This is a genomic window from Arthrobacter sp. 05T47 (assembly GCF_056395825.1).
Window position 1 is genome coordinate 222,143 of record NZ_JBFTKG010000002.1, and the last position, 24,290, is coordinate 246,432.

Sequence of the window (24,290 nt, forward strand, 5' to 3'; positions counted from 1 at the left end):
GAATTCCCCAATCGGGCTGCTGGTGAGACGCTGGCCGTTTGGTCGGTTCCGTCCGGGGCGGCGGAAACGCGCCCTCGCTGTCGGGTCAGTCTACCGAACAGCTAGGCCGGGACCGGGATGGACTCCGGCTTCCGGGCGTCTTTGCGGATCGTGGCGCTGATGACGGCGGCGATGGTGCACATGGCGGCGGCAGCAAACCAGGCGTAGGTGTACTGGCCGGTGGCGTCGCGGACAGCCCCGGCTGCCAGTGCCGCGGCGGCCGCGCCGAGCTGGTGGGCCGCGAAGACCCAGCCAAACACGACGGACCCGTCGGCGCCGAACACCTGACGGCAGATCGCGGCGGTCGGCGGCACCGTGGCCACCCAGTCCAGTCCGTAGATGACCACGAACACGATCATGCTGGGCTGGACGGTGGCGCTGAGCAGCAGCGGCAGGACCAGCAGCCCGATCCCGCGGAACTGGTAGTAGACGGCAAGCAGGATCCGCGGGTTGAAGCGGTCCGTCAGCCAGCCGGAGGCGATGGTGCCGACGATGTCGAACAGGCCGACGACGGCGAGCAGGCCCGCCGCGGTGGTTTCCGGCATGCCGTGGTCATGGGCGGAGGGAATGAAGTGCGTGCCGATCAGCCCGTTGGTCGTCGCGCCGCAGATCGCGAAACCGGCCACGAGGGCCCAGAAGGTACGGACCTTGCTGGCCCGCTTGAGGACCTGCAGGGCCCGGACGGCAGCATTCCGGCGCGGCTCCGCCGTTGCCGGCCCGGTTGTTGCCGGCCCGGTGGCCGCTGCCCCGGCGGCCGCCCCGGGGGCCGCTTCCGTGGCTGCTTCCGTGACCGCTTCCGCGGCCAGCGGCGTCGCCCCGTACGGCAGCACACCGACGTCGGCCGGTGAGTTCTTCAGGAACATCAGCACCATCGGCACCACGGCCAGGGCGCCGGCGGCGATGAGGAGCGAGGCCTGCCGCCAGCCCGCGTCCTGGGCCAGGACGGCGATGAACGGCAGGAACACGAGCTGCCCGGCGGCGCTGCCGGCGGTGAGGATGCCGATCACCAGGCCCCGGCTCTTGGCGAACCACGTGTTGGCGACCGTAGCGGCGAAGACCAGCGCCATGGATCCGGTACCGAGCCCGATCAGCAGTCCCCAGGTCAGCAGGATCTGCCAGGACTGGGTCACGAAGACTGTCAGGGCGCTGCCCGCGCCGATCAGCACGAGGGCCACGGCCGTGACGGCGCGGATGCCGAAGCGTTCCATGAGGGCTGCCGCGAACGGTGCCGTGAGCCCGAAAAGCACGAGGTTGATGCTGACCGCGGCGGAGAGCACGGTGGTGGACCAGCCGAACTCGTTCTGCAGCGGCACCATCAGCACGCCCGGCGCGGCGCGGAACCCGGCAGCGCCGACCAGCGCGAGGAAGGCCACGGCGGCGACGATCCATGCCGGGTGGATCCGGCGGCGGACGGGCGCGGGGGTCATGGTGGTTTTGGGGGCGCTCATGCGGCGGTTCCGTTCTGGGGGTGGGCAGGGGCTTCCGTGCCGGCGGAGGCCAGGGGCACGGGGTCCGCGGTGCGGGTGAGGCTGTGCCAGCTCGTGTTCGAAGCCGTCAGCGGTTCCCCGCAGGCCGTGCAGGTGTCGGCCGAGGAGGTCCTTTCCCCGCAGCCGCTGTGAATGACGAACATGTGCGCCTGCCCGGAAGGAGCCGGGAGGTGCTTTTCGGCCCAGATCACGACGGCGTTGAGCACAGGGAGGGCATCCTCGCCTTTGGCGGTGAGGACGTATTCCTGGCGGGTGCGGCCGCCGTCGTCGTAGGGCCGCCGGGTGAGGAGACCGGCGTCCAGGAGCGCGGCGAGCCGTTTGGTGAGCACGGAATCGGCCGCCCCCAGCCTCTGTTTCATGGCSTCGAAGCGGCCGTTGCCGAAGAASAYYTCGCGCAGGACSAGCATGCYCCASGGRTCGCCSAGGATGTCGAGGCCGCGGGCCATGCTGCAGGTCCGTTGGGACCAGTCTGATCGGAGTGCCATGCGGCCACCCTAGCTGACTCTCTTAGAGAAAGCTAGGGTGGCCGGATGAATGCAGCGCAGATGACGCCTGCGCCGGGTAAAGCTGGCTGCCGCTTAGCTGCCGGCATCCAGGGAGGAGATCGCGGCGTCGAGGTCCGCGATCAGGTCCTCGACGTCCTCGATGCCGCAGGAGAGCCGGATCAGGTTGWCCGGGACGGCCAGTTCGGTGCCYTTGACCGAGGCGTGCGTCATYTCSGAGGGGTAGTTCATCAGCGAYTCGATSCCGCCSAGGGACTCGGCCAGSGTGAAGACGGAGGTCGATTCGGCCACCTTGCGCGCCGCGGCCTCGCCGCCCTTGAACTGCACGGAGATCATGCCGCCGAACTTCTTCATCTGCTTCTTGGCCAGCTCATGGCCCGGGTGGGAAGGCAGGCCCGGGTACAGCACGGCCTCGACCTCGGGGCGCTCCAGCAGCCATTCGGCCACAGCCTGGGCGTTGTCGCTGTGCCGGTCCATGCGCACGCCGAGGGTCTTCAGGCCGCGGGTGGTCAGGAAGGCGTCCATCGGCCCGGACACGGCGCCGACGGCAAACTGGACGAAGCCGATCTTCTCCGCCAGCTCCGGGTCGTTGACGACGATCGCGCCGCCGACGACGTCGGAGTGGCCGCCGATGTACTTGGTGGTGGAGTGCACCACGACGTCGGCGCCGAGTGCCAGCGGGGTCTGCAGGTACGGCGAGGCGAAGGTGTTGTCCACCACCAGGAGCGCACCGGCGTCGTGCGCCACCTTGGCGAGTGCCTCGATGTCGGTGATCTTCATCATCGGGTTCGACGGCGTCTCGACCCACACGAGGCGGGTCTTGCCGCCGCCGTCGGACGCGCCGCCTGCCGCGACGGCTGCCGCGACGGCGTCGAGGTCGGACATGTCCACCGGGGTGTTGCCGATGCCCCACTCCCCCAGAACCCGGCTGATGAGCCGGTACGTTCCGCCGTAGGCGTCGTTGCCGAGCACAATGTGGTCCCCGGGGCGGGTGAGGGCGCGGATCATGGAGTCCTCGGCGGCCAGGCCGGAGCCGAAGGAGAACGCGGCGGTCCCGCCTTCCAGTGCTGCCAGCTGCTCTTGCAGCGAGTCGCGCGTGGGGTTGGTGCCCCGGCCGTATTCGTACCCGGCGCGCAGCCCGCCGATGCCGTCCTGGGCATAGGTCGAGGAGAAGTGCACGGGCGGCACCACCGCGCCGGTGCGGGGCTCAAAGGCCTGGCCGGCGTGGATGGCGCGGGTGTTGAACCCCTGGCTGGACGAGGAAGAGTTTTCTGGCTGGGACATGGGACTCCTTGAACTGGTCAGTTGCTGAGGTAGGCGAGGAGGTCGTGGCGGGTCAGAATCCCCACCGGAGCGCCGACAAAGGTCACCATGAGGGTGTCGGTCTCGGAGAGGAGTTCGCGGGCGGTCGAGATCGATTCGAGCGAGCCGATCACGGGGAGGCGTGCCTCCATGTGTTCGGAGATCTTGTCCGAGAGCTTGGCCTCGCCGCGGAAGAGCTTGGCCGTGAGGGTGCGTTCGTCCACGGCGCCCAGCACCTCGCCCATGACCACGGGCGGTTCCTGGGACAGGACGGGGATGTGCGAGACGCCGTACTCGTTCATGATGTTGATGACATCGCGGACGGACTCGTTGGGGTGGATGTGCACGAGGTCCGGGAGTTCGCCGGTCTTGGCCTTGAGGACCTCGCCGACCGACGCCTCGTCTCCGCTGGCCAGGAAGCCGTAGGAGCGCATCCACTGGTCGTTGAAGATCTTCGCGAGGTAGCCGCGGCCGGAGTCCGGCAGGATGACCACGACGACGGCGTCCGCCGGGAGGTCTTTGGCGACCTCCAGTGCGGCCACGACGGCCATGCCCGAGGACCCGCCCACCAGCAGGCCTTCCTCGCGGGCCAGCCGGCGCGTCATCGCGAAGGAATCGGCGTCGCTGACGGCAATGACGTCGTCCGGGACGGACTTGTCATAGTTGGCCGGCCACATGTCCTCGCCGACGCCCTCGACAAAGTAGGGCCGGCCCGTCCCGCCGGAGTACACCGAGCCCGCGGGGTCCGCGCCGATGATCTTCACGACGCCGCCCTCGGCCTGGGGCCGCTTGGCGGAAACTTCCTTGAGGAACCGGCCGGTGCCGGTGATCGTGCCGCCGGTCCCGGCGCCGATCACGCAGTGCGTGATGAGCCCGTCGGTGTCGTTCCAGATCTCGGGACCGGTGGATTCGTAGTGGCTCGCCGGGGCTGCAGGGTTGGAGAACTGGTCTGGCTTGTACGCGCCCGGGATCTCGGTGACGAGCCGGTCGGAGACGCCGTAGTAGCTTTGCGGGCTGTCCGGCGGGACGGCGGTGGGTGTGACCACCACTTCGGCGCCGTAGGCCTGGAGCACGGCCCGCTTGTCCTCGCCGACCTTGTCCGGAACCACGAAGATGCAGCGGTAGCCCTTCTGCTGCGCCACGAGCGCCAGGCCCACGCCGGTGTTGCCCGAGGTCGGTTCCACGATCGTGCCGCCGGGCAGGAGCTTGCCGGTGCGTTCGGCCTCCTCGATCATCTTGGCCGCAATGCGGTCCTTGATCGAACCGCCGGGGTTCAGGTATTCGAGTTTCACGAGGACGGTGGCTGCGATGCCGTCGGTCACGTGGTTGAGTTTGACGAGCGGCGTATGGCCGATGAGGTCCAGGATGGACTGGGCGTACTTCATGGGTACTAAGTTACCGTCTCCGGCGCGGCAGCCATGTCGACGGGGCCACGGCTCCTCGTTCCGCTCCGGCGGGTGCGAGGATTAGCCGGTGAAGTGGATCGCCCGGCTCAAGAAGCTCAAGAGTTATGCTCTGCCCGGGGGCATGCTGCTGGCCGGATGCGTGGCCCTGGCGACCGGGCTCCTGCCCGTGCCGGCTTTCCAGGAACTCGCGGCACGGACAGTGCCGGTGCTGGCGTTCGTGGTGGCGATGTCCCTGGTCACCGAGCTCGTGGATGAGGCCGGGCTCTTCCGGGTGGTCACCGAGCGGCTGGCCGCCCTGGGCCGCGGCCGGGTCCTGCTCCTGTGGTTCCTCGTGATCGCCCTCGCTACCGTTTCCACGGTGTTCCTGTCACTGGATACGACGGCGGTGCTGGTGACTCCCGTCGTGGTGCTGCTGGCCATTCACGCCCGCATCCCGCCGCTGCCGTTCGCGCTGACCACGGTGTGGCTGGCGAACACGGCCTCGCTGCTGCTGCCGGTCTCCAACCTGACCAACCTGCTGGCACAGGACCGGCTCAAGCTCAGCCCCGCCGCGTTCGCCGCCCTGGTGTGGGCGCCTGCCCTGGTGGGGATCCTGGTGCCGCTGGTGCTCCTGTGGTTGGCGTTTCGGAAGGATCTGCGGGGCAAGTACGGCCCGCAGCCGGTCCATAAGGTGCGGGACCGGGTGCTGCTCTACGCGGCATCCGGCGTCATGGTGGTCCTGCTGCCGGCGCTGGTCTCCGGAGTTCCGGTGCAGATCCCCGCGATCGCGGCGGCCGCGGCCCTGCTCCTGCTGTTCCTCTGGCGGCGGCGCTCCGTGCTGCGATGCTCCATGATTCCTTGGCGCCCGCTCATGCTTACGTCCGGGCTCTTCATGGTGGTGGAGGCCCTGCACGCCAATGGCCTCGCCGGGTTCCTGTCCGGGATCGCCGGCACGGGCGAGAGCCTTCCGGCGCTCCTTCAGCTGGCCGGCCTGGGCGCAGGGGCAGCCAACGCCGTCAACAACCTGCCGGCCTATTTGGCCCTGGAACCGGTGGCCGGCTCCCCGGCCCGGCTGGCCGCCCTGCTGATCGGCGTAAACCTGGGCCCGCTGGTGACGCCGTGGGCGTCCCTGGCCACGCTTCTGTGGCACGAACGGCTCCGCGCCCTCAACGTGGAGATCCGCTGGGGAGGCTTCGCCCTGGCCGGCGTAGTCGCCGTCGTCCTCACGGTCCCGCTGGCGGTGGTGGCACTGTGGCTCACCACGGGGATGCCCTGATTCCTGGTGCGTGGAAGGGGGACGACGCAGGTGTCGGGCGCCGGTCCCAGGCAGCTCCTCAGGCGCCGATGTCATCCGCCGATGCGTCGGCGCCACCCTCACGCGGGGCGCTCTGCCAGAGACCGACCACATTGCCTTCGGTGTCCCTGAAGTAGGCGGCCCAGCCCATGGTGCCGACCTCCTGCCGCGCCAGGACCGTGGTGCCGCCCAAGGAGTTGATCTTCTCCAGCGCCGCGTCAATGTCATCGACATCCACGGTGACCACCGGGGACGTGAGGTCTCCTTCGCGGTGGAACATGCCGCCGTTGATGGAGCCCGCAACGGAGGGCATGCCCGTCGCATCCGTCGGCGTCGTCTTGATCATGGAGTAACTCATCTCCGGCATGACGCTGACCTGCCAGCCAAACGCCGAACTGTAGAACTCCCGTGCGCGGCTCTCGTCGTCCGCGGGGATTTCAAAATGTACAACTCCACCAGCCATCACACTCTCCCAAGAACAAGGATTCGGGCCACGATCCGGGCGCCGGCGCGCCACGCCCCAGCCGGAGTCTAGCCCCCGCAGCCCGGGAGGTTAAGGGCCCTATGGCCCATGCTCCGCGCCGGCTGATGCGGCCGCCGTCAGGGGGCCGTGGGAACATGTTTGAATGACCGTTGCCGACGTCCCCGCAGGCCTTGCCGCCGCGGCGGACGCCTCACTGCGGTGGCACCCGGGTGGTCCGTTCGACCTGATGCAGACCATCGGCCCGCTCCTGCGCGGCCACGGCGACCCGGCCATCCGCACCGCCCCGGACGGGGTCTGGCTCGCGTTTACAACACCGCACGGCCCGGCCACTTTGCGCCTTGCGACGGCGGGGCCGCGGGCGGACCCGGCAGTGGACGCACAGGCCTGGGGGCCCGGGGCAGTGGACGCCATCGATTCCGTCCCGCGCATGCTCGGCAGCGAGGACGACTGGTCCGGGTTCGATGAGCCCGCGTTCCATGCCACGCTCCCGCGCATGGTGGTTGAAGCCCGACACCGGAACCTCGCGCTGCGCCTGCCCGCCACCGRCCGGATCATCGACTCACTGGTGCCGACCATCCTGGAGCAGAAGGTCACCGTCATCGAGGCCCGCCGCGGCTACCGTTACCTGATGTACCGCTTCGGGACGCCGGCGCCGGGGGCCGGCACGGTCGCTCCCGCCAATCTGCTGGTCCAGCCGACGGCCGCGCAGTGGCTGCACATTCCGTCCTGGGAATGGCACCAGGCCGGCGTGGGCCCGCAGCGCTCGGCAACCGTCATGCGGGCCCTGCGGTCCGCCGTCGCACTCGAACGGCTCGCCGCCCTCCCCGCAGTGGAGGCGGGGGCCAAGCTGCAGACCCTTCCCGGGATCGGGGTGTGGACGGCGGCGGAGGTGGTCCAACGCACGCACGGCTGCCCGGACTCGATCGCCGTGGGCGATTACCACCTTGCGGCCTACGTGGGCGCGGCACTGACCGGCCGCCGGACCGACGACGCCGGCATGCTCTCCCTGCTGGCCCCCTGGGCAGGGCACCGGCAGCGGGTGGTCCGGATGATCGGCCTGAGCGGCTTCCGCAAACCGACCTTCGGCCCGCGCATGACCATCCAGGACCACCGCCGCCACTGACCCGCCCTGCCCGCGTTGCCGTCAGGCGTCGGTTTTTTAGAGGCCCAGCCGGGCCGCGGCCTCCTGGCGCATGTCCACCTTGCGGATCTTGCCGGAGACGGTCATCGGGAAGCTTTCTCGGACGTCCACGTAGCGCGGGATCTTGTAGTGCGCCAGCTTGCCGCGGCAGAACTCGGCCAGGCCGGCGGCGTCCAGCGGCGCGGCGCCGGGTTTGAGGATGACGCAGGCCATCAGTTCCTCGCCGTACTTGGCGTCCGGGACGCCGATCACCTGGACGTCCTGGATGTCCGGGTGGGTGTAGAGGAATTCCTCGATCTCCCGCGGATAGATGTTCTCGCCGCCACGGATCACCATGTCCTTGATCCTGCCCTCGATCACGATGTAGCCGTCCGCGTCCATCCGGGCGAGGTCCCCGGTGTGCATCCAGCCGTCGTCGTCGATCGCCTCGGCGGTCTTGTCCGGCTGGTTCCAGTACCCCCGCATCACGGCGTAGCCGCGCGTGCACAGTTCACCGATCCCGCCGCGTTCCAGCTCATCCCCGGTCACCGGGTCCACGATCCGGCTCTCCAGGTTGGGCATGCTCCGGCCGACAGTCTCGGTCCGCTGGGCCATGGGGTCCACGCTCCGGGTCATGGTGGACACCGGCGAGGTCTCGGTCATTCCGTAGCAAATGGCGACGTCGTTCATGTTCATCTCGCCGATGACCCGGTTCATCACCTCGATCGGGCACAGCGATCCGGCCATGACGCCTGTGCGCAGTGTCGAGAGGTCGTAGGAGGCGAAGTCCGGCAGGGCGAGCTCGGCGATGAACATGGTCGGCACGCCGTACAGCGAGGTCCCGCCGAAGTCCTGCACGGCCTCCAGCGCCGCGGCCGGTGAGAACGCCCGGCCGGGGATGATGGTGGCGGCGCCGTGGCTAAGGGCCGCCAGGTTTCCGATCACCATGCCGAAGCAGTGATAGAACGGCACCGGGATGACCACGCGGTCGTGTTCGGTATACCCCAGCTGCTCGCCGATCGAGTAGCCGTTGTTCAGGATGTTGTGGTGCGTCAGCGTGGCGCCCTTGGGGAAACCCGTGGTGCCCGAGGTGTACTGCAGGTTGATGGGATCGTGCGCGTCCAGGTCCGCCATGCGCGCCTTCAGGGCGGAATGTGCGACGTCGTCAGCCCGCTTGAGCAGCTCGGCGTACGTGCGCTCCGACTCGTTGCCGGGGTCGCCGGCTCTCAGCCCGGCCAGACCGGCATCGGGGAGGAAGACCAGCTCGCGCAGCTCCGGACACGCCGCCAATGCCTGCCGCGCCATCCCGGTGTAGTCGCTGTTCCGGTCCGAGGGCGCGGTGACCAGCATGCGCATGCCGTTCTGCTGGACCACGAACTCGAGCTCGTGGCTGCGGTAGGCAGGGTTGACGTTGACCAGGATCGCCCCGATCTTCGCGGTGGCGTACTGCAGGATGGTCCATTCGGCGCAGTTGGGGCTCCAGATGCCGATCCTCTCGCCCTTCGCAACGCCCAAGGCGAGGAGCGCACGCGCGAGGCGGTCGACGTCGTCGTTCAGCTTGGTGTAGCTCCACCGCCGGGCCTCTTCGCCGGGCACCGCGGCCGCCTCGATCAGGGCGTCCTGGTACGGGAACCGCGCCGCGATCCGTTCGAAGTTCGCACCAATGGTTTCCTCGAGCAGCGGGACGTCAGTGTCCCCGGCTGTGTAAGCACGCATGAAGTGACGCTACCAACTGACCGGGGGCAAAAGAAGAGCAAAGCTTGGAAGTCCTATGAAATCTTGGGTCATCTTCCGGCCGCTGCGCAGCGGCCCGGTAGGGTAATTGCCATGACTGCACCCGTTGACCTTCAGGCCATATTCATCCCCAACGACGGCGAATTCTTCCGCGTGAAGCTCGCCCTGGATATCGCGATTGACGAGGTAGTCAACGAGCCCGGCTGTATCCGCTACGAGCTCACGGAGGCCAGCGAGGACAAGCTCGTCCTGACCGAACGCTGGGCCAGCCAGGCAGACCTGGACAAGCACTCCAAGGGCACGGCCGTCCAGGACCTGAACGAATCCCTCAGCGCACTGCTGGCCGAGCCGGTCAAACTGGAAACGCTCTAGGCGCCCCGCCCTCCACAACGCCACAAAGAACGCCACAACAACGCGGGGTCACTCTGCGCCCATCCTGCGAGGGATTCATGGGCGCGGAGTGACCCCGCGTTACTTTAAGTTTCCGAGGAGGCCGTGGAGCCTCAGGCTTCCGGAATCTGGGTCCCGTCCTGCTTGGCCGCCGCTGCGGCGGCCTCGGCCTGGGACCGGGCCACATGGGCGTGGACTTCCTCCATGTCCAGGGCCTTGACGGCGTCGACCACCTGCTCCAGCTGCTGGGCATTCAGGGCGCCGGGCTGGGAGAACACCAGGACCTTTTCGCGGAAGGCCATCAGCGTGGGGATCGAGGTGATGCCGGCCTCGGCGGCGAGCTGCTGCTCAGCCTCGGTGTCCACCTTGGAGAAGACGACGTCCGGGTGCTTCTCTGAGATCGCGGAGTACGTGGGGCCAAACTGCTTGCACGGGCCGCACCATTCGGCCCAGAAATCGACGAGGACAATGTCGTTATCCTCGACTGTCGATGCGAACTGTTCACCTGTGATGTCTACGGTAGCCATGAGTCAACGGTACGGGAGCAGGCGCGGATTGTCCCCGGCATTACGCTGTTGGCACATCCGGGCAGGCGGGTACGGAGGTCACGCCCAGGCGTGCGGAGCCGGGCGCCTGGCGCCGGGCAGGGCGTTGGTTTCGCGCCATTCATGGATCCACCCGGGCAGTTCCAGATCCGCCGGCGGGGCGCCGAACTCGCGGATGATTTCCTCCTGGCTGACGGGCTTGCCTTTGCTGACCAGCCGGGTGGCGATGTACGCACGCGCATAGACCTCGCCGTCCACCACCATCCGCTGCTCGAAGTAGATTGCTTTCGAGTCGAGCCCGATGATCCTCGATTCGATGGTGTACCGCTGCCAAAGCTGCAGCGAGCGGCGGAAGGCGATGGTCTCCCCCGCCGCCACCGGGGTCCAGCCCCGGCGGCGCATCTTCTTCCACGTTCCGCTGCGGGCCATGAGGTCGAAGCGGCCCAGGTCCATGAGCGAGAAGTACATGCCGTTGTTGACGTGCATGGCGATGTCAATGTCAGTGGGCAGGACCCGCAAGGGCAGCGATGAGTTGTCCCAAATGCTCAGCGGCGAGCGGCGCGAGGACGTGAACAGCAGCAGGAGGGTGCGGAACAGAAGGTGCATAAGGCAATGTTACTCGCGAGTAACAACTCGTGCCAAGGGGGGCGGGCTAGCCATGCGCCGACAGGACCGAGACCGTGGCCTTGGGGCCGGTGCCGCGAATCGTCCAGCAGTTCCCAATGCCGATCACCTCCACGGAGTCCAGGTCCGTGTGGTGCAGGACCAGGGCAGTGTTCTCATCCACGGCAGCCGCGCGGTCCACGAGGCCCTTCGCCACCGCGGCGACGGCCCGGCTGAGCGTCCCGGCCTGCGCGGCGTGGACGTCGACAGCGAAGGGCACCAATCCGAGCCCGTCGCGGATCTCCACTTCCTCGAGACCCTCCGACCAATCCACCGGGCATACCTCGGTGCCGCGGATGCGGTAGCCTCCCACGATCGACCTCGCCGGCGCCACCATCGCCCCGGCAGAGAACCCCATATACGGCACACCATCGGAGACTGCCCGGCGGATGGCCTCCGCGGACGACAGGAGACCTTCCAGGTAGCCCGGCGTCGGGCCGCCGCCCACCACGATCCCATCGACGTCGTCGAACGCGGCACCAGCCGCGCCCTTGTCAAAGCGGAGAAGGACCGGGACCACCTCGCAGGCGATTCGGGATTCCAGCGGCTCCAGATAGGCGGGCAGGAAATATTCCGAGCTGCCCTCATGGTCAAAGAGAACCACGGCGACGCGCGGAACCCTCCCAGGGGCCCGGAACCGGAGTTCCCTGACGAACCGGTCGAAGACGACGGGAGTGGTGACGGTGTCCGGGCCTCCGCCGACAAGCAAGATGGTCATGCTTCAAAGTACCCGCAGCGATTGACCGGCGCTGAGCGTGAGGAACATAATCGGAATCGGTACTAGCTTCGTGACACGACTGCGCCGACCATGAGGCCGACGGCAGAGCATTCAAACGGAAAGCGGTCGGCATTATGAGCACTGTCCATCATCCTGTCGCTTCGACTGGCTGGACCGGTTGGGTCCGCTTCGCCGGAGTCATTCTGATCATCAACGGCGTCTTCAGTGGTCTTCAAGGACTCGTCGCGCTCACCGGACCGGACACCTACTACCTATCGACGCCGGGAAGCCTGTTCCTCTTCGATGCGAAGGGGTGGGGCTGGTGGAATCTGGCGATCGGAGTGCTCTTGATTCTCACCGGCGTCGCGCTCTTCTCAGGCGCAATGTGGGCCCGGGTGGTTGGCGTCGTCCTGGCCGGCATCAGCGCGGTGGTGCAGCTGATGCTCATCCCGCAGCAGCCGTGGTGGGCCTTCATCGTCATCGCCATGAACGTGCTGATCATCTACGCGATCATCGCCCACGGCGAGGAATTGAAGGCTGAACAAGCACCTCCGGCAAGCAATCCGTAGGCCGCCGGGCGCTCAGTCCGCAGCGATCAGCTCCACTTCGTAGCCGTCCGTGTTGACAAGGTAGGCGGCGAAGTGGCCTGGACCGCCCGCGTGCGGGTATTTCTCCGGGAACAGCTCGGCCCAGCCGTGGCTCAGACTCTCGGCCGCCATGGCGTCCACGTGCTCCCGGGTCCCCGCGCTGAAGGCCAGATGGTTCAGGCCGGGAGCCGTGCGCTGGTGTTCGGTTCCGCTGAGGGCCGGGGACTGCTCGACGACGATATAGGTTGGCCCGCGACGCCAGCTGCATCCGTGGGCCCAGTCCTGGTAAGGCTCGTAGCCCAGCCGGCCCAGCAGCCAGCCCCACTGGTCCCTGGCGCGTTGCAGGTCCGGCACCCAGAGTTCAACATGGTGCAGCGCACCAAAGTCCGCAGGCGTATCCGGAACAGCTGCCATCAGAAGAGGATCCGCTGGAAAAGGACGTGGTCCTGCCATGAACCGGCGATCTGAAGGTACCGTGGCGCCAGGCCGATCTCCTCAAAAGCCGCCCGCTTCAGGATCCGCTGTGACGCGGTATTGTGCGGGAGGGTGGCGGCCTGCAACCGGTGCAGGCCCAGCTCGGACCGCGCGGCTTGGACTGCGAACTCCAGCGCTGCCGAGCCAATCCCCCGCCCGGTCATGTCCTTATCCACCCAGTAGCCGAGGTGGGCACTGAGGAAGGGCCCCCGGACAATCCCGCTGAGGTTCATCACCCCGACGATGCGGGAGCCCTCCACAAGAACCCATGGCACGTCCGATCCCGCGATGAACAGCCCGAGCTTGGACTCAATGCTGGCGGACTGTCCGTTGACGGTGAAGAAATCCTCGGACCGCAGGGGCTCCCAGGGCGCCAGGTGCTCCCGGTTCCGCAGGTAGGCATCGGCCAGGGCGCTGGCGTCGGGCCTGCGCAGCACCCGCACCCGCACAGTATCCGTCAAGGCGGCGCTGTTCTCGGTCATCCGCAGACTCTAACGGTCATCCGGAACGGCTTCAATCAGAGGCCAGCTTCAGGGGCCTGGATCGATCGGCCCGGCTTGAGCGGCCTGACTCAATCGGAGCGGCTTGAGTTTCCGCCAGCCACCGGCCCGGTTGTCCGCAATGATCTGCCGGAACATCGCCGTGAGGGCCAGGGCGGGGATGGCTTCTCCCTGGGTGAAGGCGACGGTGCGCGCGGTCTTGTTGTCGTGCCCGCCCGTGATGATGCCCTCCGGATCCGGGACTATTCCGCCGTCGTACAGGAAGACGTTGACGTGGTCCTTGGCCGCCAGGAACGCGCAGATGTTGCCGTCAAGGACAAAATAGGGCTGCGTGGTGCGCTTGATGGTCTCGGTAACCGCCGGGTCGGCGGCATGGACCAGTTCACGCACCTGGGCGCAGACATCCTGCTGCCATTCCGGCAGCGCCGCGATGAAGGCGTCCACTCGGGGGTCCCGTTGCGGGTTTTCAGGAACTGGAGTCATCGTCCTCCTCGTTCGGGTCGGCGCCGCGAACGGTGACACTCTTCACGCCGGGCACATCCAGAAGGTAGGGGACGAGGTCCCGCAGCGGAAGATGCCCGTGGAAGCGGATGTCCATGAGGACGATCGGTTTTTGCTCGGTTCCCGATTTGTTGGTGCTCAGGATCGACGAGCTGAAGCCCATATTGGTGGCGATCTCCAACACTTGCCGCAGCACGCCCTGGTTGTCGTCGTAGCCCAGATGCAGGACCCGGTGGGCGTCCGGGGTCGGTATCTTCCTGATGAAGGGAGAGACGACGTACAACGTGATGAGGTGGAAAACAGTCAGTGAAACGGCCAGGGACAGCATTCCGGCCCCGCACGCCATGCCGACGGCGGCCGAAACCCAAATGCTCGCGGCCGTCGTCAGGCCCCGGACAACGTTCCGCCCCTTGAAAATCACGCCGGCTCCGAGGAAGCCGATGCCGCTGACAATTTGGGCCGCAATGCGGGCCGGGTCCATGGTGCCCCCGGGGGGCTGAGCGGCGGCGAAACCGTAGGCGGAGATCAGAGTAAAGGTGCACGATCCCAGACCGACGAGTACGTGGGTGCGGTAGCCCGCGACCTTTTGCCGGACCTGCCGCTCGGTACCAATCAGGGAACAGAGGACAAATGTCGCCAGCAGCAGCCCGATTTCCACCAGTGTGGTTGGGGTATATATCCCATATGCGTCCTGCATCCCGCTCTCCGGCCCGGCCCRAGAGTGGCGCCCCGTTCCGGACGCCGGCGGCTCCGGCCAACTCTGAGGTACGCCAACGACTCCCTTGATGTTGATCGTACCGCCGCCCCCTTGCTGGGAGTAGGGGGCGGCGAACAGGGGCGGGTCTGTTCCGCTCAGGCCGCGAGATCGCGGCGGCGCCAGCCGGAGTAGCCCACTACGGCGAGCGCAGAAGCCGTCACGGTGAGTCCCAGCAACGGCCCCACGGCGCCGGAATCCAACGGAAGCAGCGGCGAATGCCGGAACGGGGAGAGTTCCATCAGCCACTCCGGGGCGTTCCACAGTACGCCGAACTCGCCCAGGGCCACGAACAACAGCAGCAGGGCCCAGACAGCCCCGGTGAGCCGGGGTGCCCAGCCGAACACGGCCAGTACCGCTGATGTCATGACCCAGGCCGCGGGGATCTGGGCGGCGGCGGCCACGGTGACGCGTCCAAGCTGGTTTCCGTCGGCCAGCACCGCCGCTGCGCCGGCTCCGACCGACAACCCGGCCAGCAGCATGAGCACGGCGACGCCGGCGAGCGCCAGGGCGAAATGGCTGGTGGCCCAGCGCGGCCGGGTGGTGGCCGTGCCCAGCAGAGCCTCGACGTGGCCGTCTGTCTCCTCGTCGCGGAGCCGGCTGGCCGCCGAGAGCCCGTAGGCGGCGGCCAGCAGCCCCATAATGCTGATCTCCGCGGCAATGAAGGCGTCCGTCATGGCCTGGGTTCCGCCCAGCATCTTGATCAGGTCCTGGGCGTTTGGGGAACTCAGCAAGTCCGTGACGTTGCCGACCAGCGATCCGATCACCACGCCGAACACCACGAACGCCACCGCCCACGCTGCAAGCATTCTTAGTTGGAGCCGCACGGCGAGGTCCCAGACACCGCGGAGGGAACCTCGCGCCGGGCCGGGGCGCTCCTCCCGCAGACCCGAGCCAAGGTCACGGCGGGCGCGGAGGCCGACGGCCACTGGCACCAGGACAACGCACAGTGACAGCGGCAGGGCGATCACCCACCATTGGTCCCCGGCAAAGGCCCGGATCTGCTGGTTCCAGCCAATCGGTGAAAGCCAGGACATGGCGGACGGCCCGGGTTCGGCGAGGTCCCCCACGGCCCGCAGCGCATAGGTCACTGCCACGACGCCGACGCCCATTCCGGTGGCGGCCCGCGCACTGGCGGTGACCTGGGCGGTGACCCCGGCCACGGCGCTGTACGCCATGCCGGTCGCGGCCCAGCCGAGTCCGAACGCCAGTGACCCGGCGGCAGGAAGTCCGCCGGCGGCCAGGGACAACGCCGTTACCAGTCCGAGGACCAGGCTCGATCCGAAGCTGATGGCGAGGGCGGCTGCGAGTGGGGCGTCGCGACCCAGCCGCCCTCCCCCGAGCAACTCCAGCCGCCCCGACTCTTCGTCGCTGCGGGTGTGCCGGACGGTGATGCTCACCATCAGGACGGCGAGGATGGCTGCCATGAAGGCTGTGTACTTGATGAGGGACAGCGCTCCCAGGGATGTGGGGTCATAGACCCGGCCGAATAGCGCCACGAGCGAGGCCGTGGCGTTCAGGGCCGTCGCGGCTTCGACCCGGCTCCCGACGTCGGGGTACAGTTCGGCGCCGGCTGCGGCGGTGGAATAGGTCGTTAGGGCGAATCCTGCGATCCATGCCGGCAGCAGCCAGCGGTCGCGCCGGAGTCCGAGCCGGACCAGGACCGTTGTACCCGCCAACGTTTCACGCATCACCGGACCGCCCATTGCCGGACTCGGCTGCGGACACTGCCGCGGCCGCGGGGACCGCTGAGCCATAGTGGCGGAGGAAGAGGTCCTCGAGGGTTGGCGGTTGGCTGGTCAGCGCGAGGAGGCCCGCGTCGGTCAGCGCACGCATGAGCGGGGCCAGGCCGGACGGTTCCACCTGCGCGCTGACGCGGTGGTTTGTTATGACGACGTCGTGGACCCCCGGCAGGATGTCCAAACCCGGCGGCACCGCTGAGACGTCGGCCGTGACGGTGGTCCTGGTCAAGTGCCTGAGCTCCTCAAGCCGCCCGGAGTCCACCACTTGGCCCGCCCGGATGATGCTGACGCGGTCGGACAACGCCTCGGCCTCGCTGAGGATGTGGCTGCTCAGCAGCACCGTGCGGCCTTGGTTCCGCAGGTCCCGGATACAGCCGCGAAAAACGTCCTCCATGAGCGGGTCCAGGCCACTGGTGGGCTCGTCCAGCAAGAACAGCTCAGCGTCGGTGGACAGTGCCGCGATCAGGGCAACTTTCTGCCGGTTCCCTTTGGAGTACGCCCGGGACTTCTTTGTGGGGTCGAGGTCGAATGCCTCAAGGAGCCGGTCCCGCCGGTCCACGTCCTGGCCGCCCTGGAGCCGGCCGAGGAGGTCGATCACCTCGCCGCCGGTCAGGTTGGGCCAGAGCGCCACGTCCCCTGGAACATAGGCCAGGCGCCGGTGCAGGCTCGCGACGTCGCGCCACGGGTCCAGGCCCAGCACCCGGATGGAACCCGCGTTGGCCCGGAGCATGCCCAGCAGCAGGCGGATCGTTGTCGATTTGCCCGCACCGTTCGGGCCTAGGAACCCGTGCACCTCGCCGGCCTCAACTGAAAAGTCCAACCCGTTCAGGGCAACCACCGGCCCGAAGCGCTTTACAACCCCGGCCATCTCCACCACGCTCGCCATGGGGGACACAATACGCCTGAGACCGACAATTTGATCCCAGCCGAAAGGCCTGTCACCTCAGGGCACGCTGCCTTTGCCCTGTCACGGCCCTGTCGCTTCCACGGACCTGTCGCTTCGCGATCCGGCGACGTAGCCTAACGAACATGGAAGACCCCTACGATCTTGAACGGTTCGTGGTCGCCCAAGATGCAGGCGGAACCTATGGGCACGCCCTGGCGGAGGTGAGGTCGGGCATGAAGCGGAGCCACTGGATGTGGTTCGTTTTCCCCCAGCTCGCAGGCCTGGGCCACAGCGAAACCGCCCGCAAATATGCCATCTCCTCCCTGGACGAGGCCCGGGCCTACATTCGGCACGACCTCCTTGGTCCCCGCCTGCGGGAAGTTGCCGCCACAGTGGCCTCCCTGGAGGGCCGGTCTGCGGTGCAGATTTTTGGCAGCATCGACGCGCGGAAGCTGCACTCGTCCATGACGCTGTTCCGGCTTGCAGACCCGGGTGAATCCGTGTTCCGCGATGTCCTGGACCGCTACTTCGAGGGCAGGGAGGACCCCGGCACGGGACAGTTGTTGGATGGACAGCTGCCGGCGGGGCAGTCCGGCGACGCGGACCAGCCAGGCGATCCGGACGGTTAGCCGTCCGGGCGGACGGTTAGCTGTCCGGCGCAGCCAGGGCGGTGATCATCCGCTCCATGCGCGCGACGCCGGCAAAGCGGCCGGCGTTGTCCGTCACCAGAAGGGGGTCAAACCTGTTGCCCTGAGTCCGCGTCATGCAACGCGCCAGCGCCTCGCCGATCGGCGTGTCCAGGTTGACCCGCATTCCCGGGCTCACCATGCCCATGGCCGCCGCGACGGGATCGAGCACCGCGACCGGCCGCAGGTGTTCCTCCATCAGCACCACGGACTGAAGGGCGGGGTTGGCATCAAAGGCGGCAGCCGCCGTCGCCGTCGTGGTGGCCGTTGTCGCGGGTTCCGCGATGTCCCGAATAGTGCTCCGCTGCGTCACCGGGGGTTTGGACGCCAGGCGGTGGGCGACGTCAAGATCGATCTGCACCCAGGCCGGTCCCGGCCGGGCCAGGCAATACCCCTGGACAAGCGGCACGCCGAGGGCCACCAGGGCGTCCAGTTCCTCCACCCGTTCCACTCCCTCGGCCAGGATCCAGGCGTCGACCCGACTGGCAAAGGTTCCGAGCATGGAGATCAGGGCCCGTTTGGCCTCGTCACGGTCGAGGTCCTGGACGAGTTCGCGATCGATCTTGATCAGCGAGGGCCGCAGCGCCAGGAGGTGGCGGAGCCCCGCATAGCCGGCTCCGGCGTCGTCGACGGCGATCAGCGCGCCGGCGGCGCGCAGCTGGTTGAGGTCGGGCTCGAGCTCCAGATAGGAGTCGATCGGGGTTTGCTCCGTCAGCTCAACCACCAGTCCGCCAAGGTTTCCCTGGCGGCGCCAGATCTCCCGRATATCGTCCGTGAGCAGCAGCTCCGGCGAGACGTTGAGGGTCAGGAAGCAGTTCGCAGGCAGGGTGGGACGTGCCGCGAGGGCAACCCGCAAGGCAGCAGCCTCAAGCTCGGCCGCCAGGCCATGAGTGCGCGCTGCGGCAAACCACACTTCGGGGTTCTTTTCGGCGAACCCCGGAAATCGCGCCAGGGCCTCGTAGCCCACCACCGTTCCGCGGGCAGTATCAACGATGGGTTGGTAGGCCGCGGAAAGGCCGACACCCCGGCAGGCGGCCGCCAGCTGCTCGTTCCAGTCCGGGCCGGGAACGGCCCCGGCGTGGGGCCGGAGGCCGCCTGCCTCGTGAATCAACTAACGGGAACGATGGCTCTGTGGACGGCCTGCACGACGTCGGCCGGCAGCTCCTCCAGCCCATGCGAAGACGCAGCGTGAGCGGCGACATTGACCAGAATTTCATCTTCCGTACTGCACACCCAGCGTGCTTCACAACCGGGAACCACATCACCACAGGCAAACGACTTCACGAATTCTCCCTTTACTTCTTCGACAGCGGACCGGACAACAGTACGATGGCGGTGCCTCGAAAACTGAGATTTTGCTCGCAGAAAAGCGGGGTGTTGCCGGAACACGAACGCCAACAGAGCGCGAAGCCGGCAATGTCACTGCTTGGCCAGGGTCCCGATCTTGCTACCGCTGTTGCCGTAGACGACAAGCACAGTCCCGTCCACCTTGGCGGTGTGCGCCTGCGACAGCCACGTGTCGACGTCGCTGCAGGCCATCATGGTGGATGCGATCGGGCCGAAGTCGAAGGAATCGGCCGAAATCGATCCTTTGCCCGTCAAACGATTGCAGCCGTCCGTTCCCTGGAAGGAGCCGTCGTCGGTGATCGTGAGGTTGGGCTGACCTTTGACGGTCTGCCCCCAACTTCCGGCGAACGATTTCAGGGCCGGACCGGAGCACCCCGTGAGTGCCGCCAGCGCCATGCCGGCAACCAGCATGGCAACAACCAGCAGACCGCTTCGGCGCAACCGACTCATGCCGCCATGCTAGTTGAGCTATCTCCCGGACGGAAGGATCATTCCGCCTCTCCGGGTCGCCTTCGGACTCCTAGCGGCCGGCAGCCGGTGCCCCCGCTTCGGCGGCGACGGCGGCCGCCTCGATCCGGGCCCGGTGGACAGCCCACTCTTCGGGCGTACGCACCGACAAGTTCGGATCCCCCGGGCGCTGGCCAGCGCTGCCGTCGATGAGCTCGCGCAGGATGTCCGCGTGGCCGAGGTGATGGGCTGTTTCCACGCACATGTGCACAAGAATCTGGTGCAGGGTCACGTGCTTGCGCTCGTCCGGCCACCAAGGCACCACGCCGGGCGCGTCCAGGGCGAGCTCCTCGATGGTGGCGTCGCTGTGCGCGGCAGAGACGCGGTGGAGCTCTGCGATCTGCTCCCGCGTCTCGCCGGGGGCAGCCCACATGTCAGCGTCGGGCTCCGCATTCTCGGCCAACCATGGCAGTTCCAGGTCGCTGGGCCGGCCAAAGACCTCGCCGAAGTAACCGAGCTCTACGCTGGCCACATGCTTGACCAGGCCCAGCAGGTTGGTGCCCGTGGCCGTGAGGGGCCGGCGCGCGTCGTACTCGCTGAGCCCGTCGAGCTTTGCCAGCAGGCTGGCCCTTCGGGTGCGCAGGTAGGTGTGCAAGATCGCCTTTTCATCCATGACCGGCACTATACCGAACCCCCGGGCTGCGGCCTGCGGAAATCTCGGTTTCATAAAACGTATGGAATAATCAGCGGCAACGGGCCTCGGGGGGAGGCCCCGACTGACAGGACACCCAACGTGAGTCACAGTTCCGGTGTAAAGCGCGTCCCGCCAGCCGCCGCAGTTCTTCTGGCCGTGGTTCTTCTGGCTGCAGTCCTCGCCGTCCTGCTGGCAGCCTGCGAATCAGGCGCGGCAGCCCAGGGCGAATCCCCCGCGGCCGCTGCCCCTGCAACGACCCCGGCGGCCGGGGGCCTGCAGGGGACGACCGAAACGAACGGGTTCTTCCAGCCGATGCGCTACACGGCTGTCGACGGAGACACCTGGGAGGGCATCGCCGCCCACTTCAGGATGACTCCCGAGATCCTCAGGAGTTTCAACGAAGCGGTGTCCATTACCGCGGGAGAAGTCATCGACCTCAGAGGCGTGGCCGTGCCGCAGCTGGGGGCCGGCGGAAGCGTGACCGGCCAGGACGGGCAGGGGCGGCTCCTGTACGAGACGATCGCAGGAGACACCCCTTCTGGGATCGCGAGCCGCTACGGAGTCCCGCTCTATGCGTTGCGGATAGCCAACCTGAACCTGTTGACCGGCCACGAGTGGATACCGCCCGCCGGCACCACGGTCACCATCCCGAGTCCAACGACCAACTGAGCCGCGGCGTTCTTGGGGACTACAGAACGGCGGGGAAAGAAAAGGCCTCCGGAACTGATTGGTTCCGGAGGCCCCCCGAGGGAGTAACCGGACGAAAGGCACGCACGGTCCTTCAGGAGGCTTCGGAGCCCGTCTCCGAAGCGGATGCTAGCGTTTCAGCGTTACCTCCGGGCTGGATACCCTGCCGGCCGAATACGTGCTGGCAGCTCCCCAGGTGTCGCCGGCGATGAACTGGTGCCGTGCACCGTCCGTGATCGGGGCGACGTAGAGCTTCTTCAGGGTGGCACTGCGGTCCTCGTAGTACGCGTAGGCTGCCCCCGATGCGAAGGAGCGGAAGCCCTCAATTCCGGAGTCGCACAGGGCAACATAGTTCCCGTCCGGGTTCCAGGCATAGCACAACTGGTACGGGAGTTTGCCGAGTTGGCCGCCAGGCGCCTTGCCGAGATTCTGGTCCGCGGTCCAGGTCTGGTTGGCCCCGACCCACGACACTCGCTGCAGCGTGGTCGGCCACATCACCATGTAGGGGCAGTAGTACCAGCCGTCTGTCGCCCACGTGATTTTTCGGTGAACGTGCAATCCTCCCGCTGCAGTCATGCTGTACACGACCCGCGCGGTCCCCACCTTGCTCTCGCTGCCAGGGTGGTAAAGATCCGACAGCCGCTCGATCGTGAACCCGTTCGAGGTGTAGATGGAGTCCACTGGCGGAGTGAGAGTCTTGCCCTCGGCGTAAACCTTCCAAGACGCAGGGCGGTCGTAACCGTGCTGGTTGCCGATGAACGCGTCAGTGCCGCCGATGGCAACACCCAAGGCGTATTCCCACGCCGACGGGTCGCTCCGTCCAGCGCCGCCCAACTGCTCATCAAGGACCCACGTCGTCTGACTATTCGGGGTCGGGTGGTCGCGGCCGATGGCGGCCACCGTCACGTACGGCGCCGGCACCCCTTCGGCGCAGGGGCCTGGCATGTCCGACTGCTCGAGCACCACGCCGTCAAAGTCAATCGTGTCGCCGACGGCAGCAGCGTCAGCATTGCCGATCCGAAGAAGCATGCTTACTGTCCCGGCTGGGGCTGTTGCAGTTACGGAAGTCCAGGCAAAAGTAGCGCCGGTGATGGTGGGCGATGAGGAACTGTTGCCGATTGCGGCCCCGGCAGAATCGTAAAAGGACATCTGCAGGGATACGCCTACATTTCCAGACGCCCGAACGTAGGCAGACATGGTGTGTGGCAGACCGGGGACAACTGTAACGCGAGGCGAAATATCCACCTGCTGGTTGTGGGTACCAGCAGTGTTGTCCGTGACGGTCAGTCGGTAGTATGCACCGCCCTGGGCCGGAGCGGCGCCTGCCACCCTCGACAGTGAGGCGCCTGTTGCTTCGCCCTCCGAAAATTCCACTTCGGCCGACGGATTGCCAACCAGGTGGACCGGGATGGAACCGGCTCTCTGCACGCCTGTCCCCAGAACGGTCACGGTGTAGGTCCGTTGCGTGTCGAGGTTCGTGGACAGGACACGGTCCGCGAGGCAGCTCACCCCATACGTGTGCTGGCTGATGTAGTAGGCGCTGGTACTGATGTTCCCCGCATCGATATCGCACTGCGTGACCAGTCCGGCTTCCAGCATCTCCCGGCCCGACAGCAGATCAGACGGCGTGTGTGTCATGCCCAGATCATCCGTCATGCGGACTTCGGCAATCCCGTTGGACGAGTGCGCGGTATAGCGCATTAGGGCCGCGCGGCTGCCCACCGGCAAGGTGAACCGGGCGTATTCCCTGCGGGTCCTTGCCCGACGCCCGGCTAACGGGGTGGAGTCCTCCCAGCTCGCCCCCTTCCACGTCCAGTCCGCCGCGTCCCAGTTCGTGTACAGGCCGGCGCGGTAGGCGGCGAAATTGTTCAACTGCACGAGTTGCCTGGCCTCGGCGCCGCCGTCAGTGTTTGGGGAGTTACTGAAGGTGTGAACCATCCACCGCAGCGAATCCAGTTGGTAGCCCATCCAGTACTTGTACTTTGACGTGCGGCGGAGGAAGCACTTGCCGGAGGGCATGGGGCGGGTGCGTGCCAGCAGGTTGTGTCGCAGTGGGTCCAATAGTTGGGCGAGGTTGTTCTCCTGCTGGGCCTTCTGGGCGTTAGCCGGGATGACGTGACTGCCGCCGCGAAGCAGTTCGTTCTCGTCAGGCGTCTTAAGGCCGCGCAGTGTTGTCTCTGTCCCCAATGGAAGTCCTTTGCGTGATTCATGGCTCGTCGGTGTAGGCGTCGTCGGTTGTGCCTGCCCTTGGGACGGCCAGATCCGTCGCCCGGCGCTACTCAAAGGCTCCGCAATGCTCGTTGGCGAGAATCTCGGGGCCTTGGGCACTTGGGCCAGGATCGAGGACGTTAGGTAGAGGCGTTGCCCGACACGCGGGAACTATACGCGCGCGGGGCGGGCGAGGCAGCACGAAACGCGGTCGACGGCGCGGCCTGGTTGTTGCGGCACGCAGAACGGTGCTCACGGGGCCCTGATATGGCTGGCACCATTGCGCGCAAACACGGGAGCCTCGCTCTGGACATCCACGCGGTCCTGGTGGATGAGCATCTGGACGGGGCGGCCGCACACTGGATCGAGCCGTTTCACACTCAAGTGTGTTCAAAATGTGCCCAGACAGGATTCTCGAGAAAACAACAAAGGGCTCTATTTCCTTAGCTACTGCTAGGAAATAGAGCCCTTTGCAAGGGTGGCAGATGAGGGATTCGAACCCCCGTAGGCGTTGCCAGCTGATTTACAGTCAGCCCCCTTTGGCCGCTCGGGTAATCTGCCGAACTTCAAAAGAAGATCACTCGCGGTTTCCAGTCCCAGAACGCCTGTTTCCAGTCCGTTCCGCTTCCAGCACCCGCGGGCAAGACAACTTTACAGAACTTCTGCCGAAGAATCGAATCGGCGCCGGAGAGGGCCGAAATCCCCGGAAAATCAGGCCTCTCCGAGAATGCGTCCGGCCAGGCGTTCCTCGAATCGTGCTGCCTGCTCCGCGGTGACCTGGTTCAGCTGGACGGCGCGGGCCAGGTCGGCGTGGACACCGTCCATGCGGGCTGACGCATCGGCGGTCGGGCTCAGGATGATGGAGGCCGCCAGGGCAGCGGCGGCAACGGAGCTCGCCGTCGTCGCCAGGGTGCTGGCAGCGGCGGCGGTGGTGCGGGTGACGTAGCGGACGGCCTTGTGGTGCATGTTCTTGCCTTTCAGCGGGGGTTCCAACCCTTGCAACTCTGGGCGCCCCGGCTTCGTTCCCGCCATGATTGAGCTATGAGCGGACTGTGAAACGTAGCCGCACCTGCCGGCCGCCACATCCGGGGCATCCGTACTAGGCTGGAATGC

The 24,290-nt window shown here is 67.0% G+C and carries 27 protein-coding genes and 1 tRNA gene; 6 read left to right on the plus strand and 22 right to left on the minus strand.

Annotation, left to right across the window (positions count from 1 at the left end):
- Positions 1-101 precede the first annotated feature (101 nt).
- The 4 genes from AC1DEY_RS03145 to AC1DEY_RS03160 all read right to left on the minus strand — a co-directional run bounded on the left by AC1DEY_RS03145 (position 102) and on the right by AC1DEY_RS03160 (position 4,716).
- Complete coding sequence (locus AC1DEY_RS03145) at positions 102-1,487, minus strand: MFS transporter (protein ID WP_476866710.1); 1,386 nt, start codon at positions 1,485-1,487, stop codon at positions 102-104.
- Complete coding sequence (locus AC1DEY_RS03150; RefSeq protein ID WP_476866711.1) at positions 1,484-2,011, minus strand: winged helix-turn-helix transcriptional regulator; 528 nt, start codon at positions 2,009-2,011, stop codon at positions 1,484-1,486. The genes AC1DEY_RS03145 and AC1DEY_RS03150 overlap by 4 nt, the downstream gene beginning before the upstream one ends.
- 93 nt (positions 2,012-2,104) lie before the next feature.
- A complete protein-coding gene (locus tag AC1DEY_RS03155) occupies positions 2,105-3,313 on the minus strand; it encodes a cystathionine gamma-synthase (RefSeq protein WP_476866712.1) in 1,209 nt (402 codons plus the stop codon).
- A gap of 17 nt (positions 3,314-3,330) precedes the next feature.
- Positions 3,331-4,716, minus strand: a complete 1,386-nt coding sequence (locus tag AC1DEY_RS03160) for a cystathionine beta-synthase (protein WP_476866713.1) — start codon at positions 4,714-4,716, stop codon at positions 3,331-3,333.
- A 142-nt stretch (positions 4,717-4,858) separates the two neighbouring features.
- Here AC1DEY_RS03160 and AC1DEY_RS03165 point away from each other — a divergent pair, with 142 nt between their 5' ends.
- The gene (locus tag AC1DEY_RS03165) at positions 4,859-5,992 is read left to right on the plus strand and encodes an SLC13 family permease (protein ID WP_476866819.1); all 1,134 of its coding nucleotides are present in this window, start codon (positions 4,859-4,861) and stop codon (positions 5,990-5,992) included.
- 58 nt (positions 5,993-6,050) lie between these two features.
- On the opposite strand, the gene AC1DEY_RS03170 is transcribed toward AC1DEY_RS03165, so the two are convergent.
- Positions 6,051-6,473, minus strand: coding sequence for a VOC family protein (locus AC1DEY_RS03170; RefSeq protein WP_476866714.1), 423 nt, complete (start codon positions 6,471-6,473; stop codon positions 6,051-6,053).
- A gap of 163 nt (positions 6,474-6,636) precedes the next feature.
- On the opposite strand from AC1DEY_RS03170, the gene AC1DEY_RS03175 reads away from it, so the two are divergent.
- The gene (locus AC1DEY_RS03175) at positions 6,637-7,617 is read left to right on the plus strand and encodes a DNA-3-methyladenine glycosylase family protein (protein WP_476866715.1); all 981 of its coding nucleotides are present in this window, start codon (positions 6,637-6,639) and stop codon (positions 7,615-7,617) included.
- 36 nt (positions 7,618-7,653) lie between these two features.
- Here AC1DEY_RS03175 and AC1DEY_RS03180 read toward each other — a convergent pair whose 3' ends face one another.
- The gene (locus AC1DEY_RS03180; RefSeq protein ID WP_476866716.1) at positions 7,654-9,330 is read right to left on the minus strand and encodes an AMP-binding protein; all 1,677 of its coding nucleotides are present in this window, start codon (positions 9,328-9,330) and stop codon (positions 7,654-7,656) included.
- Between the two features lie 111 nt (positions 9,331-9,441).
- Here AC1DEY_RS03180 and AC1DEY_RS03185 point away from each other — a divergent pair, with 111 nt between their 5' ends.
- Positions 9,442-9,720, plus strand: coding sequence for a putative quinol monooxygenase (locus tag AC1DEY_RS03185; protein WP_390203660.1), 279 nt, complete (start codon positions 9,442-9,444; stop codon positions 9,718-9,720).
- Between the two features lie 131 nt (positions 9,721-9,851).
- On the opposite strand, the gene trxA is transcribed toward AC1DEY_RS03185, so the two are convergent.
- The 3 genes from trxA to AC1DEY_RS03200 all read right to left on the minus strand — a co-directional run bounded on the left by trxA (position 9,852) and on the right by AC1DEY_RS03200 (position 11,664).
- A complete protein-coding gene (trxA, locus tag AC1DEY_RS03190; protein ID WP_018773584.1) occupies positions 9,852-10,265 on the minus strand; it encodes a thioredoxin in 414 nt (137 codons plus the stop codon).
- 78 nt (positions 10,266-10,343) lie between these two features.
- Positions 10,344-10,889: an acyl-CoA thioesterase gene (locus tag AC1DEY_RS03195; protein ID WP_441407778.1), complete on the minus strand. Its 546-nt coding sequence runs from the start codon at positions 10,887-10,889 to the stop codon at positions 10,344-10,346.
- 46 nt (positions 10,890-10,935) lie between these two features.
- Positions 10,936-11,664, minus strand: a complete 729-nt coding sequence (locus tag AC1DEY_RS03200) for a Type 1 glutamine amidotransferase-like domain-containing protein (protein ID WP_476866717.1) — start codon at positions 11,662-11,664, stop codon at positions 10,936-10,938.
- A 134-nt stretch (positions 11,665-11,798) separates the two neighbouring features.
- On the opposite strand from AC1DEY_RS03200, the gene AC1DEY_RS03205 reads away from it, so the two are divergent.
- Positions 11,799-12,233, plus strand: coding sequence for a DUF7144 family membrane protein (locus AC1DEY_RS03205; RefSeq protein WP_441407776.1), 435 nt, complete (start codon positions 11,799-11,801; stop codon positions 12,231-12,233).
- A gap of 12 nt (positions 12,234-12,245) precedes the next feature.
- On the opposite strand, the gene AC1DEY_RS03210 is transcribed toward AC1DEY_RS03205, so the two are convergent.
- The 6 genes from AC1DEY_RS03210 to AC1DEY_RS03235 form a co-directional block, all read right to left on the minus strand.
- On the minus strand, positions 12,246-12,665 hold the full coding sequence (locus AC1DEY_RS03210) for a VOC family protein (RefSeq protein WP_476866718.1): 420 nt from the start codon (positions 12,663-12,665) through the stop codon (positions 12,246-12,248).
- Complete coding sequence (locus AC1DEY_RS03215; protein ID WP_476866719.1) at positions 12,665-13,207, minus strand: GNAT family N-acetyltransferase; 543 nt, start codon at positions 13,205-13,207, stop codon at positions 12,665-12,667. The genes AC1DEY_RS03210 and AC1DEY_RS03215 overlap by 1 nt, the downstream gene beginning before the upstream one ends.
- A gap of 48 nt (positions 13,208-13,255) precedes the next feature.
- Positions 13,256-13,708 (minus strand): DUF1801 domain-containing protein, encoded by a 453-nt coding sequence (locus AC1DEY_RS03220; protein ID WP_476866720.1) that lies wholly within the window; start codon positions 13,706-13,708, stop codon positions 13,256-13,258.
- Complete coding sequence (locus tag AC1DEY_RS03225) at positions 13,692-14,423, minus strand: MgtC/SapB family protein (RefSeq protein WP_476866721.1); 732 nt, start codon at positions 14,421-14,423, stop codon at positions 13,692-13,694. Before AC1DEY_RS03225 ends, AC1DEY_RS03220 begins: the two co-directional genes overlap by 17 nt.
- Positions 14,424-14,578: 155 nt before the next feature.
- Positions 14,579-16,171 carry an ABC transporter permease gene (locus AC1DEY_RS03230; RefSeq protein ID WP_476866722.1) on the minus strand — a complete coding sequence of 531 codons (1,593 nt, stop codon included), beginning with the start codon at positions 16,169-16,171 and terminating at the stop codon, positions 14,579-14,581.
- Positions 16,164-17,108, minus strand: a complete 945-nt coding sequence (locus AC1DEY_RS03235; RefSeq protein WP_476866723.1) for an ABC transporter ATP-binding protein — start codon at positions 17,106-17,108, stop codon at positions 16,164-16,166. Before AC1DEY_RS03235 ends, AC1DEY_RS03230 begins: the two co-directional genes overlap by 8 nt.
- A gap of 143 nt (positions 17,109-17,251) precedes the next feature.
- On the opposite strand from AC1DEY_RS03235, the gene AC1DEY_RS03240 reads away from it, so the two are divergent.
- The gene (locus tag AC1DEY_RS03240; protein ID WP_476866724.1) at positions 17,252-17,737 is read left to right on the plus strand and encodes a DUF1810 domain-containing protein; all 486 of its coding nucleotides are present in this window, start codon (positions 17,252-17,254) and stop codon (positions 17,735-17,737) included.
- A 16-nt stretch (positions 17,738-17,753) separates the two neighbouring features.
- Here AC1DEY_RS03240 and AC1DEY_RS03245 read toward each other — a convergent pair whose 3' ends face one another.
- The 4 genes from AC1DEY_RS03245 to AC1DEY_RS03260 all read right to left on the minus strand — a co-directional run bounded on the left by AC1DEY_RS03245 (position 17,754) and on the right by AC1DEY_RS03260 (position 20,261).
- Complete coding sequence (locus AC1DEY_RS03245) at positions 17,754-18,905, minus strand: EAL domain-containing protein (protein WP_476866725.1); 1,152 nt, start codon at positions 18,903-18,905, stop codon at positions 17,754-17,756.
- A complete protein-coding gene (locus tag AC1DEY_RS03250) occupies positions 18,902-19,183 on the minus strand; it encodes a DUF1059 domain-containing protein (protein WP_476866820.1) in 282 nt (93 codons plus the stop codon). The genes AC1DEY_RS03245 and AC1DEY_RS03250 overlap by 4 nt, the downstream gene beginning before the upstream one ends.
- Positions 19,184-19,213: 30 nt before the next feature.
- Positions 19,214-19,591 carry an META domain-containing protein gene (locus AC1DEY_RS03255; protein WP_476866726.1) on the minus strand — a complete coding sequence of 126 codons (378 nt, stop codon included), beginning with the start codon at positions 19,589-19,591 and terminating at the stop codon, positions 19,214-19,216.
- 70 nt (positions 19,592-19,661) lie between these two features.
- Complete coding sequence (locus AC1DEY_RS03260) at positions 19,662-20,261, minus strand: DinB family protein (RefSeq protein WP_476866727.1); 600 nt, start codon at positions 20,259-20,261, stop codon at positions 19,662-19,664.
- A gap of 120 nt (positions 20,262-20,381) precedes the next feature.
- Here AC1DEY_RS03260 and AC1DEY_RS03265 point away from each other — a divergent pair, with 120 nt between their 5' ends.
- Complete coding sequence (locus AC1DEY_RS03265; RefSeq protein WP_476866728.1) at positions 20,382-20,951, plus strand: LysM peptidoglycan-binding domain-containing protein; 570 nt, start codon at positions 20,382-20,384, stop codon at positions 20,949-20,951.
- A 147-nt stretch (positions 20,952-21,098) separates the two neighbouring features.
- On the opposite strand, the gene AC1DEY_RS03270 is transcribed toward AC1DEY_RS03265, so the two are convergent.
- The 3 genes from AC1DEY_RS03270 to AC1DEY_RS03280 all read right to left on the minus strand — a co-directional run bounded on the left by AC1DEY_RS03270 (position 21,099) and on the right by AC1DEY_RS03280 (position 24,143).
- A complete protein-coding gene (locus AC1DEY_RS03270) occupies positions 21,099-23,156 on the minus strand; it encodes a hypothetical protein (RefSeq protein WP_476866729.1) in 2,058 nt (685 codons plus the stop codon).
- 500 nt (positions 23,157-23,656) lie between these two features.
- Positions 23,657-23,738, minus strand: a tRNA-Tyr gene (locus AC1DEY_RS03275).
- A 150-nt stretch (positions 23,739-23,888) separates the two neighbouring features.
- The gene (locus tag AC1DEY_RS03280) at positions 23,889-24,143 is read right to left on the minus strand and encodes a hypothetical protein (RefSeq protein ID WP_476866730.1); all 255 of its coding nucleotides are present in this window, start codon (positions 24,141-24,143) and stop codon (positions 23,889-23,891) included.
- Between the last annotated feature and the right edge of the window lie 147 nt (positions 24,144-24,290).

Excerpts from the sequence above, each read along its gene's own strand:
- AC1DEY_RS03145 (WP_476866710.1), bottom strand. The coding sequence starts at position 1,487 with ATGAGCGCCCCCAAAACCACCATGACCCCCGCGCCCGTCCGCCGCCGG.
- AC1DEY_RS03160 (WP_476866713.1), bottom strand. The coding sequence starts at position 4,716 with ATGAAGTACGCCCAGTCCATCCTGGACCTCATCGGCCATACGCCGCTC.
- AC1DEY_RS03165 (WP_476866819.1), top strand. The coding sequence starts at position 4,859 with ATGCTGCTGGCCGGATGCGTGGCCCTGGCGACCGGGCTCCTGCCCGTG.
- AC1DEY_RS03170 (WP_476866714.1), bottom strand. The coding sequence starts at position 6,473 with ATGGCTGGTGGAGTTGTACATTTTGAAATCCCCGCGGACGACGAGAGC.
- AC1DEY_RS03180 (WP_476866716.1), bottom strand. The coding sequence starts at position 9,330 with ATGCGTGCTTACACAGCCGGGGACACTGACGTCCCGCTGCTCGAGGAA.
- AC1DEY_RS03185 (WP_390203660.1), top strand. The coding sequence starts at position 9,442 with ATGACTGCACCCGTTGACCTTCAGGCCATATTCATCCCCAACGACGGC.
- trxA (WP_018773584.1), bottom strand. The coding sequence starts at position 10,265 with ATGGCTACCGTAGACATCACAGGTGAACAGTTCGCATCGACAGTCGAG.
- AC1DEY_RS03195 (WP_441407778.1), bottom strand. The coding sequence starts at position 10,889 with ATGCACCTTCTGTTCCGCACCCTCCTGCTGCTGTTCACGTCCTCGCGC.
- AC1DEY_RS03200 (WP_476866717.1), bottom strand. The coding sequence starts at position 11,664 with ATGACCATCTTGCTTGTCGGCGGAGGCCCGGACACCGTCACCACTCCC.
- AC1DEY_RS03205 (WP_441407776.1), top strand. The coding sequence starts at position 11,799 with ATGAGCACTGTCCATCATCCTGTCGCTTCGACTGGCTGGACCGGTTGG.
- AC1DEY_RS03210 (WP_476866718.1), bottom strand. The coding sequence starts at position 12,665 with ATGGCAGCTGTTCCGGATACGCCTGCGGACTTTGGTGCGCTGCACCAT.
- AC1DEY_RS03215 (WP_476866719.1), bottom strand. The coding sequence starts at position 13,207 with ATGACCGAGAACAGCGCCGCCTTGACGGATACTGTGCGGGTGCGGGTG.
- AC1DEY_RS03220 (WP_476866720.1), bottom strand. The coding sequence starts at position 13,708 with ATGACTCCAGTTCCTGAAAACCCGCAACGGGACCCCCGAGTGGACGCC.
- AC1DEY_RS03225 (WP_476866721.1), bottom strand. The coding sequence starts at position 14,423 with ATGCAGGACGCATATGGGATATATACCCCAACCACACTGGTGGAAATC.
- AC1DEY_RS03230 (WP_476866722.1), bottom strand. The coding sequence starts at position 16,171 with ATGCGTGAAACGTTGGCGGGTACAACGGTCCTGGTCCGGCTCGGACTC.
- AC1DEY_RS03235 (WP_476866723.1), bottom strand. The coding sequence starts at position 17,108 with ATGGCGAGCGTGGTGGAGATGGCCGGGGTTGTAAAGCGCTTCGGGCCG.
- AC1DEY_RS03240 (WP_476866724.1), top strand. The coding sequence starts at position 17,252 with ATGGAAGACCCCTACGATCTTGAACGGTTCGTGGTCGCCCAAGATGCA.
- AC1DEY_RS03255 (WP_476866726.1), bottom strand. The coding sequence starts at position 19,591 with ATGAGTCGGTTGCGCCGAAGCGGTCTGCTGGTTGTTGCCATGCTGGTT.
- AC1DEY_RS03260 (WP_476866727.1), bottom strand. The coding sequence starts at position 20,261 with ATGGATGAAAAGGCGATCTTGCACACCTACCTGCGCACCCGAAGGGCC.
- AC1DEY_RS03280 (WP_476866730.1), bottom strand. The coding sequence starts at position 24,143 with ATGCACCACAAGGCCGTCCGCTACGTCACCCGCACCACCGCCGCCGCT.